Origin of the sequence: Kineococcus sp. NPDC059986, from assembly GCF_040702905.1 — a bacterium.
Lineage (GTDB): Bacteria > Actinomycetota > Actinomycetes > Actinomycetales > Kineococcaceae > Kineococcus.
Genome location: NZ_JBFBND010000008.1, coordinates 113,358 through 134,384, shown reverse-complemented (window position 1 = coordinate 134,384; position 21,027 = coordinate 113,358). Strand labels below are relative to the sequence as shown.

Annotated in this window: 22 protein-coding genes and 4 tRNA genes; 17 read left to right on the top strand and 9 right to left on the bottom strand. The window is 73.7% G+C overall.

All coding sequences use genetic code 11. The features are described from left to right. A complete protein-coding gene (glgX, locus tag AB0637_RS08640; RefSeq protein ID WP_366171329.1) occupies positions 1–2,142 on the bottom strand; it encodes a glycogen debranching protein GlgX in 2,142 nt (713 codons plus the stop codon). A 147-nt stretch (positions 2,143–2,289) separates the two neighbouring features. Here glgX and AB0637_RS08635 point away from each other — a divergent pair, with 147 nt between their 5' ends. Further along, a complete protein-coding gene (locus AB0637_RS08635) occupies positions 2,290–3,375 on the top strand; it encodes a YihY/virulence factor BrkB family protein (protein ID WP_366171328.1) in 1,086 nt (361 codons plus the stop codon). A 25-nt stretch (positions 3,376–3,400) separates the two neighbouring features. On the opposite strand, the gene AB0637_RS08630 is transcribed toward AB0637_RS08635, so the two are convergent. The 6 genes from AB0637_RS08630 to AB0637_RS08605 form a co-directional block, all read right to left on the bottom strand. Continuing rightward, a complete protein-coding gene (locus AB0637_RS08630; protein ID WP_366171327.1) occupies positions 3,401–4,324 on the bottom strand; it encodes a hypothetical protein in 924 nt (307 codons plus the stop codon). Positions 4,325–4,358: 34 nt separating this feature from the next. Then, the gene (locus AB0637_RS08625) at positions 4,359–5,603 is read right to left on the bottom strand and encodes a glycosyltransferase (RefSeq protein ID WP_366171326.1); all 1,245 of its coding nucleotides are present in this window, start codon (positions 5,601–5,603) and stop codon (positions 4,359–4,361) included. A gap of 180 nt (positions 5,604–5,783) precedes the next feature. Then, positions 5,784–5,858, bottom strand: a tRNA-Val gene (locus AB0637_RS08620). 34 nt (positions 5,859–5,892) lie between these two features. Further along, a tRNA-Cys gene (locus AB0637_RS08615) sits at positions 5,893–5,966 on the bottom strand. Between the two features lie 31 nt (positions 5,967–5,997). Continuing rightward, positions 5,998–6,070, bottom strand: a tRNA-Gly gene (locus AB0637_RS08610). Between the two features lie 135 nt (positions 6,071–6,205). Continuing rightward, the gene (locus AB0637_RS08605; RefSeq protein ID WP_366171359.1) at positions 6,206–6,625 is read right to left on the bottom strand and encodes an SsgA family sporulation/cell division regulator; all 420 of its coding nucleotides are present in this window, start codon (positions 6,623–6,625) and stop codon (positions 6,206–6,208) included. A 350-nt stretch (positions 6,626–6,975) separates the two neighbouring features. Here AB0637_RS08605 and AB0637_RS08600 point away from each other — a divergent pair, with 350 nt between their 5' ends. The 11 genes from AB0637_RS08600 (at position 6,976) to AB0637_RS08550 (ending at position 15,635) form a co-directional block, all read left to right on the top strand. Continuing rightward, positions 6,976–7,539 (top strand): TIGR02611 family protein, encoded by a 564-nt coding sequence (locus tag AB0637_RS08600; protein WP_366171325.1) that lies wholly within the window; start codon positions 6,976–6,978, stop codon positions 7,537–7,539. Positions 7,540–7,636: 97 nt separating this feature from the next. Then, positions 7,637–7,708 (top strand) — tRNA-Val (locus AB0637_RS08595). 17 nt (positions 7,709–7,725) lie between these two features. Then, on the top strand, positions 7,726–8,268 hold the full coding sequence (locus AB0637_RS08590; RefSeq protein ID WP_366171324.1) for an MOSC N-terminal beta barrel domain-containing protein: 543 nt from the start codon (positions 7,726–7,728) through the stop codon (positions 8,266–8,268). Positions 8,269–8,308: 40 nt separating this feature from the next. Then, entirely contained in the window at positions 8,309–10,291 is a 1,983-nt protein-coding gene (gene thrS, locus AB0637_RS08585) for a threonine--tRNA ligase (RefSeq protein WP_366171323.1), read from the top strand. Continuing rightward, positions 10,288–10,875 (top strand): HIT domain-containing protein, encoded by a 588-nt coding sequence (locus tag AB0637_RS08580; protein WP_366171322.1) that lies wholly within the window; start codon positions 10,288–10,290, stop codon positions 10,873–10,875. The genes thrS and AB0637_RS08580 overlap by 4 nt, the downstream gene beginning before the upstream one ends. A gap of 20 nt (positions 10,876–10,895) precedes the next feature. Further along, a complete protein-coding gene (gene pgsA, locus AB0637_RS08575) occupies positions 10,896–11,519 on the top strand; it encodes a phosphatidylinositol phosphate synthase (RefSeq protein ID WP_366171321.1) in 624 nt (207 codons plus the stop codon). Then, positions 11,516–12,427, top strand: coding sequence for a phosphatidylinositol mannoside acyltransferase (locus AB0637_RS08570; protein ID WP_366171320.1), 912 nt, complete (start codon positions 11,516–11,518; stop codon positions 12,425–12,427). Before pgsA ends, AB0637_RS08570 begins: the two co-directional genes overlap by 4 nt. A 3-nt stretch (positions 12,428–12,430) precedes the next feature. Then, positions 12,431–13,591, top strand: coding sequence for a glycosyltransferase family 4 protein (locus AB0637_RS08565; RefSeq protein WP_366171319.1), 1,161 nt, complete (start codon positions 12,431–12,433; stop codon positions 13,589–13,591). Next, positions 13,588–14,184 carry a hypothetical protein gene (locus AB0637_RS08560; protein WP_366171317.1) on the top strand — a complete coding sequence of 199 codons (597 nt, stop codon included), beginning with the start codon at positions 13,588–13,590 and terminating at the stop codon, positions 14,182–14,184. Before AB0637_RS08565 ends, AB0637_RS08560 begins: the two co-directional genes overlap by 4 nt. A 9-nt stretch (positions 14,185–14,193) precedes the next feature. Further along, the gene (gene pdxS, locus AB0637_RS08555; protein ID WP_366171315.1) at positions 14,194–15,105 is read left to right on the top strand and encodes a pyridoxal 5'-phosphate synthase lyase subunit PdxS; all 912 of its coding nucleotides are present in this window, start codon (positions 14,194–14,196) and stop codon (positions 15,103–15,105) included. Continuing rightward, positions 15,102–15,635, top strand: coding sequence for an NUDIX hydrolase (locus tag AB0637_RS08550; protein WP_366171313.1), 534 nt, complete (start codon positions 15,102–15,104; stop codon positions 15,633–15,635). Before pdxS ends, AB0637_RS08550 begins: the two co-directional genes overlap by 4 nt. Before the next feature lie 4 nt (positions 15,636–15,639). Here the strand turns inward: AB0637_RS08550 and AB0637_RS08545 are convergent, their stop codons facing one another. Then, positions 15,640–16,251 carry a nucleoside deaminase gene (locus AB0637_RS08545; protein ID WP_366171311.1) on the bottom strand — a complete coding sequence of 204 codons (612 nt, stop codon included), beginning with the start codon at positions 16,249–16,251 and terminating at the stop codon, positions 15,640–15,642. A 114-nt stretch (positions 16,252–16,365) separates the two neighbouring features. Here AB0637_RS08545 and pdxT point away from each other — a divergent pair, with 114 nt between their 5' ends. From pdxT to ruvC, 3 genes are read left to right on the top strand one after another with little or no spacing between them, the layout of a single operon-like run. After that, a complete protein-coding gene (gene pdxT / locus AB0637_RS08540) occupies positions 16,366–16,983 on the top strand; it encodes a pyridoxal 5'-phosphate synthase glutaminase subunit PdxT (RefSeq protein ID WP_366171309.1) in 618 nt (205 codons plus the stop codon). 58 nt (positions 16,984–17,041) lie between these two features. Beyond that, complete coding sequence (locus AB0637_RS08535) at positions 17,042–17,803, top strand: YebC/PmpR family DNA-binding transcriptional regulator (RefSeq protein ID WP_366171307.1); 762 nt, start codon at positions 17,042–17,044, stop codon at positions 17,801–17,803. 59 nt (positions 17,804–17,862) lie between these two features. Beyond that, positions 17,863–18,483 (top strand): crossover junction endodeoxyribonuclease RuvC, encoded by a 621-nt coding sequence (ruvC, locus tag AB0637_RS08530; RefSeq protein ID WP_366171305.1) that lies wholly within the window; start codon positions 17,863–17,865, stop codon positions 18,481–18,483. On the opposite strand, the gene AB0637_RS08525 is transcribed toward ruvC, so the two are convergent. Next, positions 18,414–19,118, bottom strand: coding sequence for a dienelactone hydrolase family protein (locus AB0637_RS08525; RefSeq protein WP_366171303.1), 705 nt, complete (start codon positions 19,116–19,118; stop codon positions 18,414–18,416). The genes ruvC and AB0637_RS08525 overlap by 70 nt on opposite strands. A 139-nt stretch (positions 19,119–19,257) precedes the next feature. Between AB0637_RS08525 and ruvA the strand changes: the two genes are divergently transcribed. Together ruvA and ruvB are read left to right on the top strand one after the other, a co-directional pair. Beyond that, positions 19,258–19,872 carry a Holliday junction branch migration protein RuvA gene (gene ruvA / locus AB0637_RS08520; protein WP_366171301.1) on the top strand — a complete coding sequence of 205 codons (615 nt, stop codon included), beginning with the start codon at positions 19,258–19,260 and terminating at the stop codon, positions 19,870–19,872. Beyond that, a complete protein-coding gene (gene ruvB / locus AB0637_RS08515; RefSeq protein ID WP_366171299.1) occupies positions 19,869–20,945 on the top strand; it encodes a Holliday junction branch migration DNA helicase RuvB in 1,077 nt (358 codons plus the stop codon). Before ruvA ends, ruvB begins: the two co-directional genes overlap by 4 nt. The last annotated feature ends 82 nt before the right edge of the window (positions 20,946–21,027 follow it).

Below are 21,027 nucleotides of genomic sequence, written 5' to 3'. Positions count from 1 at the left end.
TCACTTGTCTCCCAGCGGTTCACGGGCGAGCACGAGCACGGAGCGGGCGGCGACGGGCAGCTTGGCGCCCGGCGAGAACGCCGATTCCTCGGTGAAGATGGAGACGATGCCGACCTGGTCGTCGGCGGTGTCCAGGCGCGGGCGCCAGTCGTCGCCGTAGGCCTTCTCGGGCAGGGTGAACTCGACCGTCTCGTGCCAGGGGTTGTAGAGCACGAGGAAGGAGTCGCCCACGATCCGCTCGCCGCGGCGGTCCGGTTCGGGGATGGCCTCCCCGTTGAGGAAGACCATGACCGTGCGGTTGGAGGCGTCGCCCCAGTCCGCGTCCGTCATCTCGTGGCCCTCGTTGGAGAACCACTCGATGTCCCCGACCTCGGACTCCCCGCCGTGGCCGGCCTCACCGGCGAAGAAGCGGCGGCGTTGGAAGACCGGTTCGCTGCGGCGCAGGGCGACGATGCGGCGGCTGAACTCGAGCAGCTCGCGCTGCGGCGCCGTCAGCTTCCAGTCGATCCAGGAGGTCTCGTTGTCCTGGCAGTAGACGTTGTTGTTCCCCTGCTGGGTGCGGCCGAGCTCGTCGCCGTGCAGGATCATCGGCACGCCCTGGGACAGCAGCAGCGTCGTCAGGAGGTTGCGGTGCTGGCGCGCGCGCAGGGCGATGACCTCCGCGTCCTTCGTCTCGCCCTCGACCCCGCAGTTCCACGAGCGGTTGTGGCTCTCGCCGTCCGCCCCGCCCTCGCCGTTGGCGTCGTTGTGCTTGTCGTTGTACGACACCAGGTCGCGCATCGTGAAGCCATCGTGCGCGGTGACGAAGTTGATGCTGGCGATGGGTTTGCGGCCCGAGTGCTCGTAGAGGTCCGAGGAGCCGCTGACGCGGCTGGCGAACTCGCCCAGCGTCTTGGGCTCACCGCGCCAGAAGTCGCGCACGGTGTCGCGGTACTTCCCGTTCCACTCCGTCCACAGCGGGGGGAAGCCGCCGACCTGGTACCCGCCGTCGCCCACGTCCCAGGGCTCGGCGATGAGCTTGACCTGGCTGACGATCGGGTCCTGCTGGACGAGGTCGAAGAAGGCGCTCAGCCGGTCCACCTCGTGGAACTGCCGGGCCAGGGTCGAGGCGAGGTCGAAGCGGAAGCCGTCCACGTGCATCTCGGTCACCCAGTACCGCAGCGAGTCCATGATGAGCTGCAGGACGTGCGGGGAGCGCATGAGCAGCGAGTTCCCCGTGCCCGTGGTGTCGAAGTAGTGCTTCTTGTCGTCGTCGACGAGGCGGTAGTACGCCTGGTTGTCGATGCCGCGGAAGCACAGCGTCGGGCCCATGTGGTTGCCCTCGGCGGTGTGGTTGTAGACCACGTCGAGGATCACCTCGATGTTCGCCTCGTGCAGCGCACGCACCATCGACTTGAACTCCTGGACCTGCTGGCCCTGCTGACCGGTCGAGGAGTAGGCGTTGTGCGGGGCGAAGAACCCGATCGTGTTGTAGCCCCAGTAGTTCGTCAGGCCCTTGTCCACGAGGTGGGTGTCCTGCACGAACTGGTGCACGGGCATGAGCTCGACGGCCGTGATGCCCAGCGACGACAGGTGCTCGATGACCGCGGGGTGCGCCATGGCGGCGTACGTCCCGCGGATCTCCTCGGGGATGTCGGGGTGCAGCATCGTCAGACCCTTGACGTGGGCCTCGTAGATCACCGACTCGTGGTACTCGTGCCCCGGCCGCCGGTCGTTGCCCCAGTCGAAGTACGGGTTGACGACGACCGAGAGCATCGTGTGCCCGAGGGAGTCGTCGTCGTTGACCTCGCCCGGCCGGTCGAAGTGGTAGCTGAAGAGGGACTCGTCCCCGTCGACCTGCCCCTCGATGGCCTTGGCGTACGGGTCCAGCAGCAGCTTGTGCGGCTGGCACCGGGCTCCGCTCTCGGGGTGGAACGGGCCGTGCACGCGGTAGCCGTAGCGCTGTCCGGGCTGCACGCCCGGCAGGTAGGCGTGCCAGACGAAGCCGTCGACCTCGGGGAGGTCGAGCCGGCTCTCCGTCCCGTCCGCGGCGATGAGGCACAGCTCGACCCGTTCGGCGACCTCGGAGAAGAGGGCGAAGTTCGTCCCGGCGCCGTCGTACGTGGCGCCCAGGGGGTAGGGCCGTCCGGGCCAGATCTGCATCGGGGTGGTCCCTCCAGCGGTCTCGAGGTCGGGGTGGTCGGTGGGCGGTCGTGCCCCGACATCATGTCGGTAGACGCCCCCCGGCACCTCCCGGGACGCCCGGAGTGGCTCCCGCCCCCGCCCGGGCGCGCCCGATACGGTGGGCGGGTGCCTGAGGACCCCTCCCGTCCGGGTGGGCGCCCCGGGGACGCGCAGAGCGACGAGGAGACCATGGACGTGGCCGGCCCGCAGGACGCGACCGGGACGCGGGACGAGGTCACCGTGCGCGTGCCGCCCTCCACGCCGGCGCGCCCGAGCCCCCTCAGGCTCGTGCAGCTCCTCCGGCAGGTCTGGCGCGACCTGCGCGCCCTGGCGACCGGGACCGTCGAGGCCTGCATGCGCTTCCGGGTCACGGGGCTGGCCGCCGAGGGGGGCTTCTTCGCCCTCCTGTCGCTGCCGCCGCTGGTCTTCGGGCTCGTCGCGAGCCTGGGCTACCTCGGCCGCTGGCTGGGCGCCGAGGACGTCGACGCCGCCCGCGAGCAGCTGACGCGCGTCACCGAGGCCTTCTTCACCTCCCAGGCCATCGCCGACGTCATCCTGCCGACGTTCGACTCCGTGACGACGGGCGGGCGGGCGGACCTCACCGTGCTGGCCTTCGCCGTGAGCGTCTGGTCGGGGTCGCGGGCCCTCAACGTCTACGTCGACACGATCGCGATCATGTACGGCCTCGGCGGGCACCGCGGGATCGTCCGCACGCGCCTGCTGTCGCTGTCGACGTACCTCGTGGCGCTGCTGGTGGGGGTCGTCGTCGTCCCGCTCGTGCTCATCGGGCCGCAGCTGCTGGGGGAGTGGCTCCCGGCCAACCTGCGCTGGCTGACGACCCTGTACTGGCCGGTCGTCCTCGTCCTGTCCGTCTTCTGCCTGGCCACGCTCTACCACCTGGCCACGCCCGTGCGCTCGCGCTGGTGGCGGGACGTGCCGGGGGCGCTGCTGGCCCTGCTGGGCTGGCTGGCGATCTCGTGGGTCCTGCGGCGGGCGCTGTCCTTCTCCGTGGCGGGGGCCTCCACGTCGATCTACGGCCCGCTGGCCGCACCGATCGTCGTGCTCATCTGGTTCTACTTCCTGGCCATCACGGTCCTCATCGGGGCCGCCCTGAACTCCGCCGTCGACCGCGTCTGGCCGGACCCGACGAAGGCCGCGGCCCGGGAGAGGGCCCGCTCGCAGGCCGCCGAGCGGCGGCGCTGGGTCCCCTGACCCAGCGCTCCGCCGCGGACGAGGTTCAGGACCGGTCGGTGACCTTCACCCGCGCGTAGCGGTACCCGACCATGCGCTGGAAGTGGCGCAGGCCGTTGGACAGCTGCGGCGGCGGGGTCGAGTCCGTGAGGTGCCGGACCCCGCGGGCGGCGAGCTGCTCGACGAGGACCGGCATGAGCAGGTACCGCGCGTCGCTGTGGGCCGGGGACGAGCCGAGGGTGCGGAAGTAGCGCAGCAGGCCCCACTCGCCGTCCACGGGTGTCACGGACAGCATGATCGGCTCCCCGTCGGCGTCCGTGGCCACGAGCCACAGGTCGTGCGCGAGAAGGTCGGCGTTGTCCGGGGCGTCGACGCGGTACTGGGTGTCCTCGTGCGCCTGCTCGGCCGCGTTCGCGCGCTCGACGAGGGCCCGTCGTTCGGCGGGGTCGTCGACGGTCCGCCAGCCGACGCCCTTCTTCTGCGCGGCCCGGACCTTGCGGCGCAGGGTCTGCCGGTGCGCGCCCAGCACGTACTCCGCCGGGTCGGCGGGCACGTCGAGGACCGCGACACCCGTCGAGGCGACGGGCAGCCCGCCGAGGTGGCGCGTGCGCAGCGTGCTCCGCAGGACGTCCGCGGCCGGACCGCTGCCCAGCCGGGCCGGCAGCAGGGGCAGGCGCAGGACGGCGACGACGGCGGCCGCGGTCGAGACGGGGTTGCGGGCCGCGAAGCGCAGGGCGTGCCCGCTGCCGTCCGCGGCGTGCTCCTCGCGGTCGGAGACGTAGTCGGTGAGGAAGCCCGCCAGGGCGGCCTCCGTCGTGCGCTCCCCGACGCGTCGCGGCACCTCGGTCCGTGCGGTCGCGGCCGCACCGCGCACACGGCGCGCGAGGGCACGACCCCGCTGCGGTCCCGAGGGACGGACCCGCTGCGGGGAGCTCGTGGTGGACAGGCGGAGCAGGTCGAGCGCGCGCACAGCAGGCAACTCCTCGGATCGGTGGTGCGGACGGTCAGGCGTTCGTGCCGAGCGAGGGGCCACGGCCGGTCCGCGTGCGCGGGTCGACCGTCCCCACCGGCAGCGGAGCGAAGGCGGGCAGCGGCCGGTGGGCGACCGCCGAGAGCAGCTCGAGGTGCCGGCGGGCGAGCCGCCGGGGTTCGAAGCCGCGGGCGAAGGACGGGCCACCGGCGGCGGCGTGCCGCAGGGGGCGCTGGTCGGTGAGGTGCGCGGTCAGCGCGTCGGCGAGGGCGTCGACGGACTCCGGGGCGACCAGCGCCCCGTGGCGTCCGTCGTCCAGCAGCAGCCGGGAGCCCTCGCAGCAGTCCGTGGCCACGACCGGCACGGCCAGCGCGAGCGCCTCCAGCAGCGTCAGCGGCATGGCCTCGGTGCGCGAGGAGGACACGAGCAGGTCCGCGCGGGCGAGCAGGGCCGCCGGGTTGTCGACGAAGCCGGGCAGGCGGACGTGGTCGGCGCCGAGCTCGGTGCGCAGGGCCTCCAGCGCCGGCCGGTCCGGTCCCTCGCCCAGGACGACGAGTTCGTGGTCGTGCCCGGCGCCGCGCACCCGGGCGGACGCGCGCAGCAGCAGGTCGAAGCCCTTGTGCCCCGTGAGGCGGCCGACGGCGAGCACCGTCGGCCGGTCCGGGTCGAGGGCGACCGGGCTCGGCTCGGTGGCCCGTTCGGTGAGGGCGTCGACGTCGACGCCGTTGACGACCACGTGGACCCGGTCGGCCGGGATGCCGTTGGCCACCAGCCCCGGGACCAGGCCGGGGGAGACCGCGACGGCGGCGTCGGCGTGCCGGTGCACCCAGCGCGTCGGCGCGCGCAGCTTCGGCGGGACCCAGGCCTCCAGGGCCGCGTCGAGGTCGCCCTGAGCCAGGACGACGAACGGCTTGCCGAGCGCCCGGGCCGTCAGCGAGGCCGCGAGGAGCCCGTGGCCGATCTCCGAGCCGGACACGACCACGTCGTGGTCGCGGGCCACCCGCAGGAGGCGCGCGAGCGCGGTCGGCAGGCGGCGGGCGGCCGGCAGGTCGGCGCTCGCCCCCAGGTGCAGGCGGACCCCGGGGCCGGGCAGGGCCACCGGCTCGCTGCAGCCGACGTCCTCGAGGGCGAAGAGCGAGGTCCTGACCCCGTCGGCCACGAAGCGCTCGGCGAGGGCGTTGACGACGCGCAGCCCCCCGTTCTCACGGAGGTGGCCCTGCACGAAGAGGACGCGCAGGGGGCCTCGTCGCCGGGGGTGCGGGGTCGGGACGAGGGGCATGGCGTCCACGGTACGGACCGGACAGCCGTGTTGCGGGGGAGTTACGGATTTGTTAACCCGTTCTGCCGCAGCCGATCAGTCCATTTGAGTGACATCCCGTGACGCTGCGCGACATCGCGGTGACGGGGAGGTGTCCGGACACGACGAAGGCCCGGAACCAGTGGTTCCGGGCCTTCGTGGTGGTGGGCGATACTGGGATCGAACCAGTGACCTCTTCCGTGTCAGGGAAGCGCGCTACCGCTGCGCCAATCGCCCTCGTGCTCCGCCCCGGGAGCTACCCGGTGCCGAGTGGAGGTGGAGACGGGATTCGAACCCGTGTGGACGGCTTTGCAGGCCGCTGCCTAACCTCTCGGCCACTCCACCGTGAGGCTCGCGCCCCGCAAGCCGAACCCCGAGCGGACGACCGGACTCGAACCGGCGACCCTAACCTTGGCAAGGTTATGCGCTACCAACTGCGCTACGTCCGCGTGCTTCAGGTTTTCCCGCCGTTCCCGGCCGGTTCCCCGTGGCGTTGAAAACACTAGCCGACATCGCGGGCTGGTCCAAATCACCCCCGTCGCGGCGTGGCCCGGACGGGGGGATGCGTTGTGCGGCAGTGGATGTCAGGACACCAGGCGGGCGATCAGGTCGTCCAGGTCCAGGTGGCGGCCCTCGCGTCCCGGCGGGACGAGGGCGTCGGCCCGCCGCAGGAAACGACGCACGTCGGCCTCGTCGGCCTCGAGCTCGGCGTTGCCGTCGGGCGAGGACAGGCGCAGGACGATCCGCGGCCGGCCGTCGGCCGACTCGGTGCAGGGTCGGACCTGGACGTCTCCGGCACCCGACGGCTCGCTCAGTCCCTCGCGGAGCAGGTCCCGCGCGAAGACCCACTCGACGTCGGCGTCTCCGCCGCGGAAGACGGCGTGGATCGCGTACGGGTCGTCGGCGCCGTAGTGGAGGCTGGCCGGAACGGGCAGCCCGGGACCGCTGGTGGTGCGGAGCCGCAAGGAGACGTCGACGTCGACCTCGGTCTTGCGGTGCGGCAGTGCAGGCACGTCGACCTCCGTGTGCTCATGGCCGCTGACGGGCTCCAGCGACCGTGCTGACGAGTTTCCCACCAAATGTCCCGTTGAAACACCCGAACGACGCAACTGGGACGTCGGCGCGTCGCCGCCGGTTCCCCGGCCGTCCACCGGCAGCCCTGGACGGCGTCGTGTGACGCAGCTCACGGGTGGATCCACAGATCCTCCCCAGGCTCCGGGAGCGCCCGGGGCGGTCCGGTCGTTGGGCACGGCAGCAGGCCGGGAGGGCAGGTCGTCCGAGGGCACGGGAGGCACGGGTGGGCGCGGTGCACACGCAAGGCCAGGGAGCGGGAGCCGGGTCCGACGAGGACGACATGCGGGGACCCCGGCCGCCCGGACCCCGGCTGCCAGACCCGCCGCGCGCCACCGAGGCGGTCGGGCGACCCGTCGACGGCCGGGTGGCGGGTGGGGAGGCGGAGGCTCGCAGCACCCACCCGCGCAGTGCCCACCAGCACCGGGTCCGACGCCTGCGCGCCGCCCTGCACGCACGGCGCGAGGTCGTCCGCGCCGACGCCCGGCGCAACAGGCTCTACCGCGCCGCCGTGGGCGCCGTGGGGACGGTGGTCGTCGTCGTGGGCCTGGCGCTCGTGCCCCTGCCGGGTCCGGGCTGGCTCGTCGTCTTCATGGGGCTGGCCGTGCTCGGCAGCGAGTTCTCCTCCGCGCAGCGCGTGAAGCACTTCGGGGAACGGCAGCTGCACCGGTGGGTCCGGTGGATCTCCGACCGCTCGTTGGCCACCCGTGCCGCCCTCGGCGCCGGGACGGCGTTCGCCGTCGCCGCGGTGGCCTGGGGGTACCTCGCGTGGCAGGGCCTGCCGGCCTGGACGCCCGAGGTCGTCACGGCCCAGCTGCAGTGGGTGCCGGGTCTGGAGCGCGGCTGACGGCAGTGACGACGAGGGCTGCGCGGCCGAGGGTGGTCGTGACCTGCCCCGCAGGTCCGGTATGGTTCTGGAGCCGGTCGCGTCCAGCGCGACGACCGGGCGATTAGCTCAGTGGTAGAGCACTTCGTTCACACCGAAGGGGTCACTGGTTCGAACCCAGTATCGCCCACCCAGCACACTCGTGGGGTGTCCGTCACCGGTGCCCTGCGCGAGATCCACCTCTTCCCCGTGAAGTCCGCCGGGGGAACCTCCCCCTCCACCGCGTTCGTCGGCGCCGCCGGCCTCGAAGGGGACCGCTCCCACGCCGTCGTCGACGCCACCGGCGCCGTGCTCGCGGCCAAGCGCGTCCCCCGCCTGCGCGACCTGCGGCTCGCCGACGAGCAGCCGCCCGTCGTCCTCGTCCCCGGTGGGCAGGACCTCGCCGCCTTCCTCGGTGTCCCCGGAGCGCGGCTCGAGGCCGTCCCCGGCGGGGCGCGCCAGGTGGAGGCCGTGCACGTCGTCACCCTCGCCGAGCGCGCGGACCCCTCGTCGGGGGACACCTCGCGGGCGAACCTCGTCCTCGACCTGGTGGCGGACCTGCCGGTGGGCCGGCGTCTGCACGTCGGGGCCGCCGTCCTGGAGGTGACGGGCGTCCCGCGGCACTGCGGTGGGGTGTTCGCGCGGGTCGTGGACCCGGGCCCGGTCACCGTGGGCGACGCGGTGCGACTGGGTGCGGGAGTGCCCGACTAGAGTCGCGGGAGTCCTTCCCCCCGACCCCCGGAGGCCCGCGGTGTCCGCCCAGCTGTCCATCACCCGTACCGGCGTCGGGGACGAGGAGACGCGGCAGGTCCCCGCGGGCACGACGGCGGCCGAGCTGTTCAGCGAGGACCGCGACGTCGTCGTCGCGCGCGTCAACGGCGAACTGCGCGACCTGTCCCACGTGCTGGCCGACGGGGACGTCGTCGAGGGGGTGCTCGTCTCCTCCGAGGACGGGCTCGCCGTGCTGCGCCACTCCACCGCGCACGTCATGGCCCAGGCCGTCCAGCAGCACTTCCCCGAGGCCAAGCTCGGCATCGGCCCGCCCATCCGCGACGGGTTCTACTTCGACTTCGACGTCGAGCGGCCCTTCACGCCCGAGGACCTCAAGACGATCGAGAAGACGATGCAGCGCCTCGTGAAGGAGGGGCAGCGGTTCGTGCGGCGCGAGGTCTCCGACGACGCGGCCCGCGAGGCGATGGCCGCCGAGCCGTACAAGCTCGAGCTCATCGGCCTGAAGTCCACCGCCGACCAGGCCGCCGAGGGCGCGTCCGCCGAGGTCGGCGAGGGTGGTCTGTCGATCTACGACAACGTCCGTCGCGACGACTCCGTCGCCTTCCGCGACCTGTGCCGCGGGCCGCACATCCCGACGACCCGCCTCGTGGGCAACGGGTTCAGCCTGCTGCGCAGCGCGGCCGCCTACTGGCGCGGCAGCGAGAAGAACCCCCAGCTGCAGCGCATCTACGGCACGGCCTGGCCGTCCAAGGACGAGCTGAAGGCCTACCAGGAGCGCGTGGCCGAGGCCGAGCGCCGCGACCACCGCCGCCTCGGGGCCGAGCTGGACCTGTTCTCCTTCCCCGACGAGATCGGGTCCGGCCTCGTCGTGTTCCACCCCAAGGGCGGGGTGGTCAAGCGCGAGATGGAGGACTACGTCCGCCGCCGGCACATCGAGGAGGGGTTCTCCTACGTCGGCACCCCGCACATCTCCAAGGGCGGGCTCTTCGAGACGTCCGGGCACCTGCCGTACTACGAGGACACGATGTTCCCCGGCATGGAGCTGGAGAACTCGACGTACTACCTCAAGGCCATGAACTGCCCCATGCACAACCTCATCTTCCGGTCGCGGGGGCGGTCCTACCGGGAGCTGCCGCTGCGGTTCTTCGAGTTCGGCTCGGTGTACCGGTACGAGAAGTCCGGGGTCGTCCACGGCCTGACCCGCGTGCGCGGGCTGACCCAGGACGACTCGCACAGCTACGTGACGGCCGAGCAGGCGCCGCGCGAGATCACCCACCTGCTCGACTTCGTCCTCGGCCTGCTCAAGGACTTCGGTCTCGACGACTACTACCTCGAGCTGTCGACCCGCGGGGACTCGGAGAAGTTCATCGGCTCCGACGAGCAGTGGGCCGCCGCGACGAAGGTGCTCGAGGACGCCGCCGTCGCGACCGGTCTGGACCTCGTGCCGGACCCGGGGGGCGCCGCGTTCTACGGCCCGAAGATCTCCGTGCAGGCCCGTGACGCCATCGGCCGCACGTGGCAGATGTCGACCATCCAGTACGACTTCAACCAGCCCGCCCGGTTCGGGCTGGAGTACACGGCCGCGGACGGCACCAAGCAGCAGCCCGTGATGATCCACTCCGCCAAGTTCGGGTCCCTCGAACGGTTCTTCGGCGTCCTCGTCGAGCACTACGCCGGCGCCTTCCCCCCGTGGCTCGCGCCCGTCCAGGTCGTCGGGATCCCCGTCGCCGACGCCCACGTCCCGCACCTGCTCGAGGTCGCCGACCGGCTGCGGGCCGCGGGGATCCGCGTCGAGGTCGACGACACCGACGACCGCATGCCGAAGAAGATCCGCACCTGGACGAAGCAGAAGGTCCCCTTCCTGCTCATCGCCGGGGCCGAGGACGTCGAGAACGGCGCGGTCTCCTTCCGCTTCCGCGACGGCAGCCAGGAGAACGGCGTGCCCGTCGCCGACGCCGTCGAGCGCATCGCGGCCGCCGTCCGCGACCGGGTGCAGGTGTGACCCAGCCCCCCGCCGAGCCCCCCGCCGAGGCGTCCCCCGTCGAACCCGCCGAGGGGTTCGCGGGGGACCCCGACGGGTTCGGCCGGCTGTGGACGCCGCACCGGATGGCCTACGTCCAGGGCGAGCACAAACCCGCCGACGCCGAGGCCGGGAGCTGCCCGTTCTGCCGCGCGCCCGGCCGCTCGGACGCCGACGGTCTCGTCGTGCGACGGGGTGAGCACGTCTTCGCCGTGCTCAACCTCTTCCCGTACAACCCCGGGCACCTCATGGTGTGCCCCTACCGGCACGTGTCCGCCTACGTCGACCTCGACGCCGCCGAACTGGCGGAGTTCACGGCGTTCACCCGGGCCGCCGTCCGGACGCTGACGGCGGCCTCCGCGCCGGCCGGCTTCAACCTCGGCATGAACCAGGGCGAGGTGGCGGGGGCCGGCATCGCCGCGCACCTGCACCAGCACGTCGTGCCCCGCTGGCAGGGCGACGCCAACTTCCTGCCCGTCGTGGGGCGGACGAAGGCGATGCCGGAACTGCTCGAGGACACGCGGGCGCGCCTGGCCGCCGCGTGGGTCACCGACGCGACCGGCTGAGCGCCCTACCCTTCGACACGATGCTCAACACCTACGGCCGCGCGTTCGCCACGAAGATCTTCACTCCCGTCGCGCGCTTCCTGCTGCGCCGCGGGATCACACCCGACATGGTCACGATCACCGGGACCATCGGGGTCGTGGCCTGCGCGCTCGTCCTGTACCCCACGGGCCACCTGTTCTGGGGCTCCTTCGGGGCCACCGTGTTCGTCCTGTCGGACACCATCGACGGGACGATGGCCCGCCTCCGGGGCAGCTCCGGCAAGTGGGGCGCCTACCTGGACTCCTCCCTCGACCGGATCGCCGACGCGGCCCTGTTCGGTGGTCTCGTCGTCTGGTTCGCCCGCGGGGGGGACTCCGAGGTGACGGCCGGGCTGGCGCTCGTGTGCCTCGTCCTCGGCAGCACCGTCTCCTACGTCAAGGCGCGGGCCGAGGGGCTCGGCTTCACCGCCAACGTCGGGCTCGCCGAACGCGGTGAGCGGCTCGTCGCCGTCCTCGTCGGGGCCGGGTTCGTCGGACTCGGCGTGCCCCTCGTCTTCCTGCAGGTCGTCCTCGCACTGCTCGCCGTCGCGAGCGCCGTCACCGTCGTGCAGCGGATGGCCACGGTCCGGCGCCAGGCGCTGGCCGTGCCGCCCGCCGACGCGTGAGACTGCGCGACCAGCTCGTCGCCGGCGGGTTCCGGCTCGGCTGGCGCTTCGCCCGGGCCGTGCCCGAGGACGTCGCCGTCAGCGCCAGCCGCCGCGTGGCCGACGCCGTCGCCCGCCGGGGCGGGGCCCGCACCGCGCAGCTGCGGCGCAACCTCGCGCACGCCCGCCCGGACGCCGGGCCCGCCGAGCTCGACGCCCTCGTCCGCGACGGCCTGCGCAGCTACGCGAGGTACTGGCTCGACGTCTTCCGGCTGCCCGGCTGGAGCCGGGAACGGACCGTGGCCGGCGTCCGGCTCGACCACGGCGAGGAGGTCCGCGCGGCCCTGGCGCAGGGTCGGGGCGTCGTCGTCTTCCTCGGCCACCTCGCGAACTGGGACCACGCCGCCGCGTGGTCGGCCACCGAACTGGCCCCCGTCGTCACCGTCGCCGAACGGCTGCGGCCCGAGGCCGTCTTCGAGCAGTTCCTCGCCTTCCGCCGCTCCCTGGGCGTGGACGTCCTGCCGTTGGGGGACCCCGGCACCTTCCCGACGCTCGTGCGCCGGGTCCGCGCCGGCGCCTTCGTCCCGCTGCTGGCCGACCGCGACCTGACGGCGAACGGCGTCGAGGTCGACTTCCTCGGCGCCCGCGTACGGATGGCGCAGGGACCCGCCGCCCTGGCCCTGGCCACCGGCGCCCCGCTCTTCCCCTTCGGCCTGCACCACGAGGTCTTCGGTGGCCGCCGCACGCTCGTCCTCGATGTCGCCCCGCAGGTCCCCGTCCCGCCCCGGGCACCGGGTGAGCCGGCCCGCGAGCACCGCCGCCGGGCCGTCGCGCAGATGACGCAGGCCTGCGCGGACGCCCTCGCCGCCGCCGTCCGCGCCCACCCCGACGAGTGGCACGTCCTCCAGCCGGTCTTCCCGGAGCGCTGAGACGTGCGCATCGGCATCGTCTGCCCGTACTCCTTCGACGTGCCCGGGGGAGTGCAGTTCCACGTCCGCGACCTCGCCGAGCACCTGCTCGGCCTCGGGCACCACGTGCGCGTGCTCGCTCCCGCCGACGACGAGTCGACCCTGCCGCCCTTCGCCGACCCCGGCGGGAACGTCGTGGCCGTGCCCTACAACGGCTCCGTCGCACGCCTGTCCTTCGGGCCCGTCACCGCCGGCCGCGTCCGGCGGTGGCTGGCCGAGGGCGCCTTCGACGTCCTGCACGTGCACGAACCGCTGTCCCCGAGCACCTCGCTGCTCGCGCTGTGGGCCGCGACCCCGGCCACCACGGGCCCGCTCGTGGCGACGTTCCACACCGCCAACCTGCGCTCGCGGGCGATGCAGGCGGCCTTCCCCCTGCTGCGTCCGAGCCTGGAGAAGATCTCGGCCCGCATCGCCGTCAGCGAGGACGCCCGCCGGACCGTCGTCGAGCACGTCGGGGGCGACGCCGTCGTCGTGCCCAACGGCGTCGTGACGCGGGCCTTCGCACAGGCGCCGCGGCGCGCGGAGTGGACCGGGACCGCAGAACGCCCCGTCGTGGCCTTCGTCGGCCGGCTCGACGAACCCCGCAAGGGACTGCCGCTGCTGTGCCAGGCGGTGCCGCTGGTCCGGGCCGTCGTGCCGGGGGCGCGGTTCCTCGTCGCCGGCCGCGGTGACGTCGCCGCGGCCCGCGAGCTGCTCGGACCCGCCGACCGCGACGCCGTCGAGTTCCTCGGGTCGGTCGACGACCGGGCCAAGGAGTCGCTGCTGGCCAGCGCGGACGTCTACCTCGCCCCGCACACCGGGGGCGAGAGCTTCGGCATCGTCCTCGTCGAGGCCATGGCCGCCGGGGTCGCCGTCGCGGCCGCCGACCTCGGAGCCTTCCGGCGGGTCCTCGGGGACGGCGCGCACGGGGAGCTCTTCACCGTCGGAGACCCGGACGCCGCCGCCCGCGCGGTGCTCGGCCTCCTCGCCGACCCGGCGCGCCGCGCGGCGCTCGCGGCCGCGGGGCAGGCCGCCGCGGCGCGCTACGACTGGTCGGTCGTCGCGGGGGAGGTCCTCACGGTCTACGAGACCGTCCTCGGGCACGGGCGGGGACACGGGCGGGGACACGCGCGGGGGGCCCGGTGACCGCCGTCGCGTGGGTCCTCACGGTCGTCCTCGTCCTCGTGGCGCTCGCGGGCTGGCTGTCGGCGACGGCCCAGCGGGTCGACCGGCTGCACCGGCGGGTGGAGACCAGCCGCGCCGCTCTCGACGCCGAGCTGACACGGCGGGCCAGCGCGGCCCTGGAGTTCGCGCTGGAGAGCTCCGACCACCTCGACCCGGCGTCGGCGCTGCTGCTCGCCGACGCCGCGACGACGAGCCTGGACGCGCCGCGCACCCCCGCCGCCCTGCGCGAGGTGAACGACGCCGACGACGCGCACCGCTGGCGCGTCGAGTCCGACCTCACGCGGGCCCTCGCCGTCGCCCTGCCCGTGCCGGACGGGACGGGGCCGGACGGGACGGGGCACGACGGGACGGGGCACGACGGGGCGGGTCTGGCCCGGGTCCTGGACGCGTCCCACCGGGTGCGGCTGGCGCGGCGCTTCCACAACGACGCCGTCGTCCAGACGCGCCGGTTGCGCGGCAAGCGGATCGTGCGGTGGGGACACCTCGCGGGCCGTGCGCGGCTGCCCGAGACGGCCGACTTCCTCGACGGCGAGGGCGACGGCACCGGGTCGTAGGATGCGCCCGTGAGCAGCGAAGTGAGCACCAGCAGCGGGCCCGTCGTCGGCACGAGCCGCGTCAAGCGCGGCATGGCCGAGATGCTCAAGGGCGGCGTCATCATGGACGTCGTCACGGCCGAGCAGGCCCGCATCGCGGCCGACGCCGGCGCGGTCGCCGTCATGGCCCTCGAACGCGTCCCCGCCGACATCCGCGCCGAGGGCGGCGTGTCCCGGATGTCCGACCCCGACATGATCGACTCGATCGTCTCCGCGGTCTCGATCCCCGTCATGGCCAAGGCCCGCATCGGGCACTTCGTCGAGGCGCAGGTGCTGCAGTCCCTGGGTGTGGACTACATCGACGAGTCCGAGGTCCTCACCCCGGCCGACTACGCCCACCACATCGACAAGCACCACTTCACCGTCCCCTTCGTCTGCGGGGCGACCAACCTCGGCGAAGCGTTGCGGCGCATCACCGAGGGGGCCGCGATGATCCGCTCCAAGGGCGAGGCCGGCACGGGCGACGTCTCCAACGCCGTGACGCACATGCGGACCATCCGCGCCGAGGTGAACCGCCTGCGGTCCATGTCCCCGGACGAGGTCTACGTCGCGGCCAAGGAGATGGGCGCGCCCTACGACCTCGTCAAGGAGGTCGCCGAGACGGGCAAGCTGCCCGTCGTCCTCTTCACCGCCGGGGGCATCGCCACGCCCGCCGACGCCGCGATGATGATGCAGCTCGGCGCGGACGGCGTCTTCGTCGGCTCCGGCATCTTCAAGTCGGGCAACCCCGCGCAGCGCGCCGAGGCCATCGTCAAGGCGACGACGTTCTTCGACGACCCCGACGTCATCGCCAAGGTCTCCCGCGGTCTGGGCGAGGCCATGGTCGGCCTCAACGTGGACCAGATCCCCGAACCGCACCGCCTGGCCCAGCGCGGCTGGTGAACGCTCCGGCGCAGGACCCCCTCGGCCCCGAGTGGGGCGTCGGCGCCGACGGCGTCCGCACCCGCAGCGCCTCCCGCGTCGTCGTGCTCGACGACGCGGGCCGGGTGCTGCTGCTGCGCGGGTCCGACCCCGCCCGCCCCGGCACGGACTGGTGGTTCACGGTCGGTGGTGGGCGGGACCCGGGGGAGGACGCCCGGTCCGCCGCGGCCCGGGAACTGCGCGAGGAGACCGGTCTCACCGTCGACCCCGGGGTGCTGGACGGGCCGGTCTGGGCCCGGACGGCCGACTTCCCCTTCCTCGGGGCGCAGTGCCGGCAGACGGAGGAGTTCTTCGTCCACCGCGTCGCGGAGGGCTTCGAGCCGGACCGGTCGGGGTGGACCCCGCTGGAACAGGCGTCGGTGACGGAGCTGCGCTGGTGGGACCCCGCCGAGCTCGCCGCGTCGGGAGACGTCGTCTACCCCGTCGACCTCCCCCGGCTCCTCGCCGACCTCCCGCCGGTCTGGTCGGGGGACCCGATCCCCGTCGTGTGAGGGCTCAGCCGTCGGTGCGGGCGTTGTAGACGACCGCTCCCGTGGCCGCCACGTGCGCGGCGTAGGCGCGGTAGACGTCCAGCGCCTCCTCCCGCAGGACGTCGGTGACGACCGCGATGCCCCGGGCCTCGAACTGCTCGGCCCAGTCGTCGCGGACCGGTCCCTCGTCGAACCCGGTGATCTCCTCCAGCTCCGGTCCGGACCCGGCCACGACGAGCGTGCGCACCCCCGACCACAGCGTCGCGCCGTAGCACTGGGCGCAGGGGCGCCAGTTCACGACGAGCTCGCGGCGGGCCCCGTCGGCCCCGAGGTCCCACGACCCCGTGCGCGCCTGCGCCAGACCGAGTGCGGTGACCTCGGCGTGGCCCGAGGAGATCCCCGTGGACAGCACGACGTTCACCCCCACGCTCACCAGCTCGCCGCTGAACGAGTCGACGACCACGGCCGCGAACGGGCCGCCGTTGCCCTCCAGGAAGTTCCGGCCGGCGAGGCGGTGGACCAGCGCCATCCGGTCCTCGCGGGTCGGCAGGACGGCCGGGGTGCCGGACAGCTCCTCGTCCACCCAGGCGGGCAGGGCGATCGTGAAGGAGTGGGCGAGCGCGTCGGGGTCGAGCATCGTGTCAACTCTCCTCGCGGGGGGACGGGTGGTCGGGGCAGGGTCCCACGAGCGCTCCCGGGTCCCGTCCCGGCCGCCTCCGGGACGGTCGGTGGACCCCCCTACGCTGCGCGGGTGAGCAGCACCACCCCCACGATCGGCGTCCTGGCCCTGCAGGGCGACGTGCGCGAGCACGCCGCCGCGCTGGAGGCCGGCGGAGCGCGGGCCGTCACCGTCCGACGGCCGTCCGAGCTGGACGCCGTCGACGGCCTCGTCCTGCCCGGCGGGGAGTCGACGACGATCGACCGGCTGCTGCGGGTCTTCGAGCTGCGGGAGCTGCTGCGCGAGCGCGTCGCGGACGGTCTGCCCGTCTACGGCTCCTGCGCGGGCATGATCCTGCTGGCCGACCGGCTCCTCGACGGTGCACAGGACCAGCAGACCCTCGGGGGTCTCGACGTCACCGTGCGGCGCAACGCCTTCGGGCGTCAGGTGGACTCCTGGGAGGAGCACCTGCCGCTGGCCGGCATCACCGACGGCGGACCGCCGACCGACGCCGTCTTCATCCGCGCGCCGTGGGTGGAGGAGGCAGGGCCGGGGGTCGAGGTGCTCGGCCGGGTGGGCGCCGGGCCCGCCGCGGGTAGGATCGTCGCCGTGCGGCAGGGCGCTCTGCTCGCCACGGCGTTCCACCCGGAGATCACCGGGGACGACCGGGTGCACCGCCACTTCGTGGCGATGGTGCGGCAGCGGGACTGACGCGCACGGGATTTCGGCAGGACCAGCGGAGCAGTTCAAGCGAGGCGGAGGGAACACGATGTCCGGCCACTCCAAGTGGGCGACGACGAAGCACAAGAAGGCCGTCGTCGACGCCAAGCGCGCCAAGAGCTTCGCTCGACTCATCAAGAACATCGAGGTCGCGGCCCGCACGGGCGGCGGCGACCCGGCGGGCAACCCGACGCTCTTCGACGCCATCCAGAAGGCGAAGAAGACGTCGGTGCCCGCCGACAACATCGACCGCGCCGTCAAGCGCGGGTCCGGGGCCGAGGCCGGCGGCGCCGACTGGCAGACGATCATGTACGAGGGCTACGGACCCAACGGTGTCGCGCTGCTCATCGAGTGCCTGACGGACAACAAGAACCGGGCCGCCATGGAGGTCCGGACGGCGATGACCCGCAACGGCGGCTCGATGGCCGACCCGGGCAGCGTGTCGTACATGTTCAGCCGCAAGGGCGTCATCGTCATCGGCAAGGAGGGCACCGACCTCACCGAGGACGACGTCCTGCTGGCCGTCCTCGAGGCCGGCGCCGAGGAGGTCACCGACCAGGGCGACACGTTCGAGGTCGTCTGCGAGGCGACCGACCTCGTCGCCGTCCGCGAGGCGCTGCAGGCCGCCGGGATCGACTACGACTCGGCCGAGAACAGCTTCGTCCCCAGCGTCGAGGTGCCGTTGGACGCCGACGGCGCGGCCAAGGTCTTCAAGCTCGTCGACGTCCTCGACGACTGCGACGACGTCCAGAACGTCTTCGCCAACTACGACGTCTCCGACGACGTCATGGCGGCCCTCGAGGACGCCTGACACACCCGGCTCACCGCACCTGACGGCCCCCGCGATCACTCCGTGCGATCGTGGGGGTCGTGCGCGTGCTGGCGGTGGACCCCGGCCTGACCCGGTGCGGGATCGGGGTGGTCGACGCGGTCCGCACGGGCCGGCGGGCCGCGATGGTCGGGGTCGGCGTCGTCCGCACCCCGGCCACGGACCCCGTCGAGGCCCGGTTGCTCGCCATCAGCGAGGGGCTGGAGACCTGGCTGGACGCCCACCGGCCCGACGTCGTCGCCGTCGAACGCGTCTTCGCCCAGGCCAACGTCCGGTCGGTCATGGGGACCGCGCAGGCGGCGGGGCTCGTGCTCGTCGCCGCCGCCCGCCGGGGGCTGCCCGTCGCGATGCACACCCCCAGCGAGGTCAAGGCCGCGGTGACGGGGGACGGCCGCGCCGAGAAGGAGCAGGTGACGACGATGGTCACCCGCATCCTCGGGCTCGACAGCCCCCCGCGACCGGCCGACGCCGCCGACGCGCTCGCGCTGGCGCTGTGCCACCTGTGGCGGGGTGGGGCGACCTCCCGGCTGGAGGCCGCCGCGCACACCGCCCTCGTGACGGGCCGGCGCAACGCCTACGCCGAGGCTGAAGCTCAGGCCAGCCGCTCGCGCAAGAAGCTCGTCGTCCGCTCCCAGGCCAGCTCCGCCGACTCGCGGCGGTAGTTGGGGCGTTCGTCGTTGTAGAAGGCGTGCGGCGCGGGGTACTCGTGCAGGGTCACCTCGACACCGGCCTGCTCGCCGATGCGCTGCGCCGTCGCGCGGACGGCCTCCAGCGGCACCGACGTGTCCTCCTCGCCGTAGTGGCCGAGGACGGCGGCGCGCAGCCCCGAGAAGTCCGTCTCCTCACCGGGCAGGCCGTACCAGGGCACAGCCGCACCGACGCGCTCACCCTGCCGGGCCGCCAGGCGCAGCACGAAGCCGCCGCCCATGCAGAACCCGACGGCGCCGACGGTGCTCGACGTGACCTCCGGCCGCTCCAGGAGGTAGGTGACGGCGCCGGCGAGGTCCTGGACGGCCTGTTCGGCGGGCAGGTCGGTCATGAGCTGCGCCGCCTCGGCGGAGTCGTGCGTCGTCCGTCCGCCGTAGAGGTCAGGGGCCAGCGCGACGAAGCCCTCGCGGGCGTAGCGGTCGACGATCGCGGCGATGTGGTCGGTCAGGCCCCACCACTCCTGGATGACGATGACGCCCGGGCCGCTGCCGGACTCGGGGACGCGCAGGTATCCGTGCGCGTGGCCGGACTCCGTGGCGCTGTCGAAGGTGACGTTCTGCAGGGCGTTGGCGTTCTGCTCGTGGCTCACGGCAGCACTCTGCCCCCGGGACCTGTGTGCGGCAGCACGAGCCGACCGGTGACGGCGCGCCTGGGCGGTCGTGTCGGAGGGTCCGTCTAGCCTCTCGTACAGATGTTCGTCTGCTGTCGTCTGAGGGTCTGGAGGTCGTGTGATCGCGTCGGTGCGCGGGCGGGTGCTCGCGGTGCGGCTGGACTCGGCGGTCGTCGAGGTGGGGGGTGTCGGGATGTTCGTCCTGGCCGCGCCCGCGACGCTCGCCGGGCTGCGCGTGGGGGAGGAGGCACTGCTGCACACGACGCTCGTGGTGCGCGAGGACTCCCTCACCCTCTTCGGCTTCGCCGACGCCGACGAGAAGGAGGTCTTCGAGGTCGTCCAGACCGCCTCGGGGGTGGGCCCCAAGATGGCGCTCGCCATGCTCGCCGTGCACCGCCCCGACGGGATCCGCGCGGCGGTCGCCGCCGACGACCACGCGGCCCTCGTGCGCGTCCCCGGCATCGGGAAGAAGACGGCGCAGCGCATCTGCCTGGAGCTGGGGGACCGCCTCGGCCCGCCCGCCGGCGCGCCCGCCCCGACGCCGGCCGCCGGCAGCGGCGACCCGCGCAAGGACCGGGTCGTCGAGGCGCTCGTCGGGCTGGGGTACCCGGTCAAGCAGGCCGGGGACGCGGTGGACGTCGTCCTCGCCGACCGTTCCGAAGGCGCAGCTGCCGAGAGCGACGTGCCGGGTGCCCTGAGGGCCGCCCTGCGCCACCTGTCGGGCCGCGGATGAGCGAGCGGCTCGTGACCACGGGCGCCGACGAGCGCGAGCGGGCCGCCGAGTCGGCCCTGCGGCCGCACGGGCTCGACGAGTTCGTCGGGCAGAAGGTCGTGCGCGAGCAGCTCTCGCTCGTCCTCGACGCCGCCAAGGCGCGGCAGGCGCCCAGCGACCACGTCCTCTTCTCCGGGCCGCCCGGGCTGGGCAAGACGACGCTGGCGATGATCGTCGCCTCCGAGATGGGCGCGCCGCTGCGGCAGTCCAGCGGTCCCGCGATCCAGCACGCCGGCGACCTGGCGGCCGTCCTCAGCTCCCTCGACGAGGGGGAGGTGCTCTTCCTCGACGAGATCCACCGGATGGCGCGTCCGGCCGAGGAGATGCTCTACATCGCGATGGAGGACTTCCGCGTCGACGTCGTCGTCGGCAAGGGCGCGGGCGCGACGGCCATCCCGCTGGAGCTGCCGAAGTTCACGCTCGTCGGGGCGACGACGCGGGCCGGGCTGCTGCCGGCACCGCTGCGGGACCGGTTCGGGTTCACGGGGTACCTCGACTTCTACACGCCCGAGGAGCTCGTGCAGGTGCTGCGGCGCAGCGCGTCCCTGCTGGGCGTGCAGCTGACCGCGGAGGGGGCCGCCGAGATCGGCGGCCGCTCCCGCGGCACCCCGCGCATCGCCAACCGCCTCCTGCGACGGGTGCGCGACTGGGCGCAGGTCCGCGGGTCCGGGATCGTCGACCGGAACGCGGCGCGCGCGGCGCTGGAGGTCTACGAGGTCGACGAACGCGGGCTGGACCGCCTCGACCGCGCCGTCCTCGACGCGCTGTGCCGCCGCTTCGGCGGTGGGCCCGTCGGGTTGTCGACGCTGGCCGTCGTCGTGGGGGAGGAGGCCGAGACCGTCGAGACCGTCGCCGAGCCCTTCCTCGTGCGCGAGGGACTGCTGGGCCGCACCCCGCGCGGCCGGATCGCGCTGCCCGACACGTGGGCGCACCTGGGGCTGACCCCGCCGCGCGACGCACCCGTCGGGGCCGCCTGGCAGCTCCCGCTGGACGCCGACCCCGCGGGTGTCGAGCCGCAAGAGCCGACCGGGTGAACCCCTAGACTGCCCGGGCGAGCCGGTCCCGCGCCGCTGTCCTGTCCCGCCCTGCGGAACCTGGCAGGTCCCTGTGGCGTTG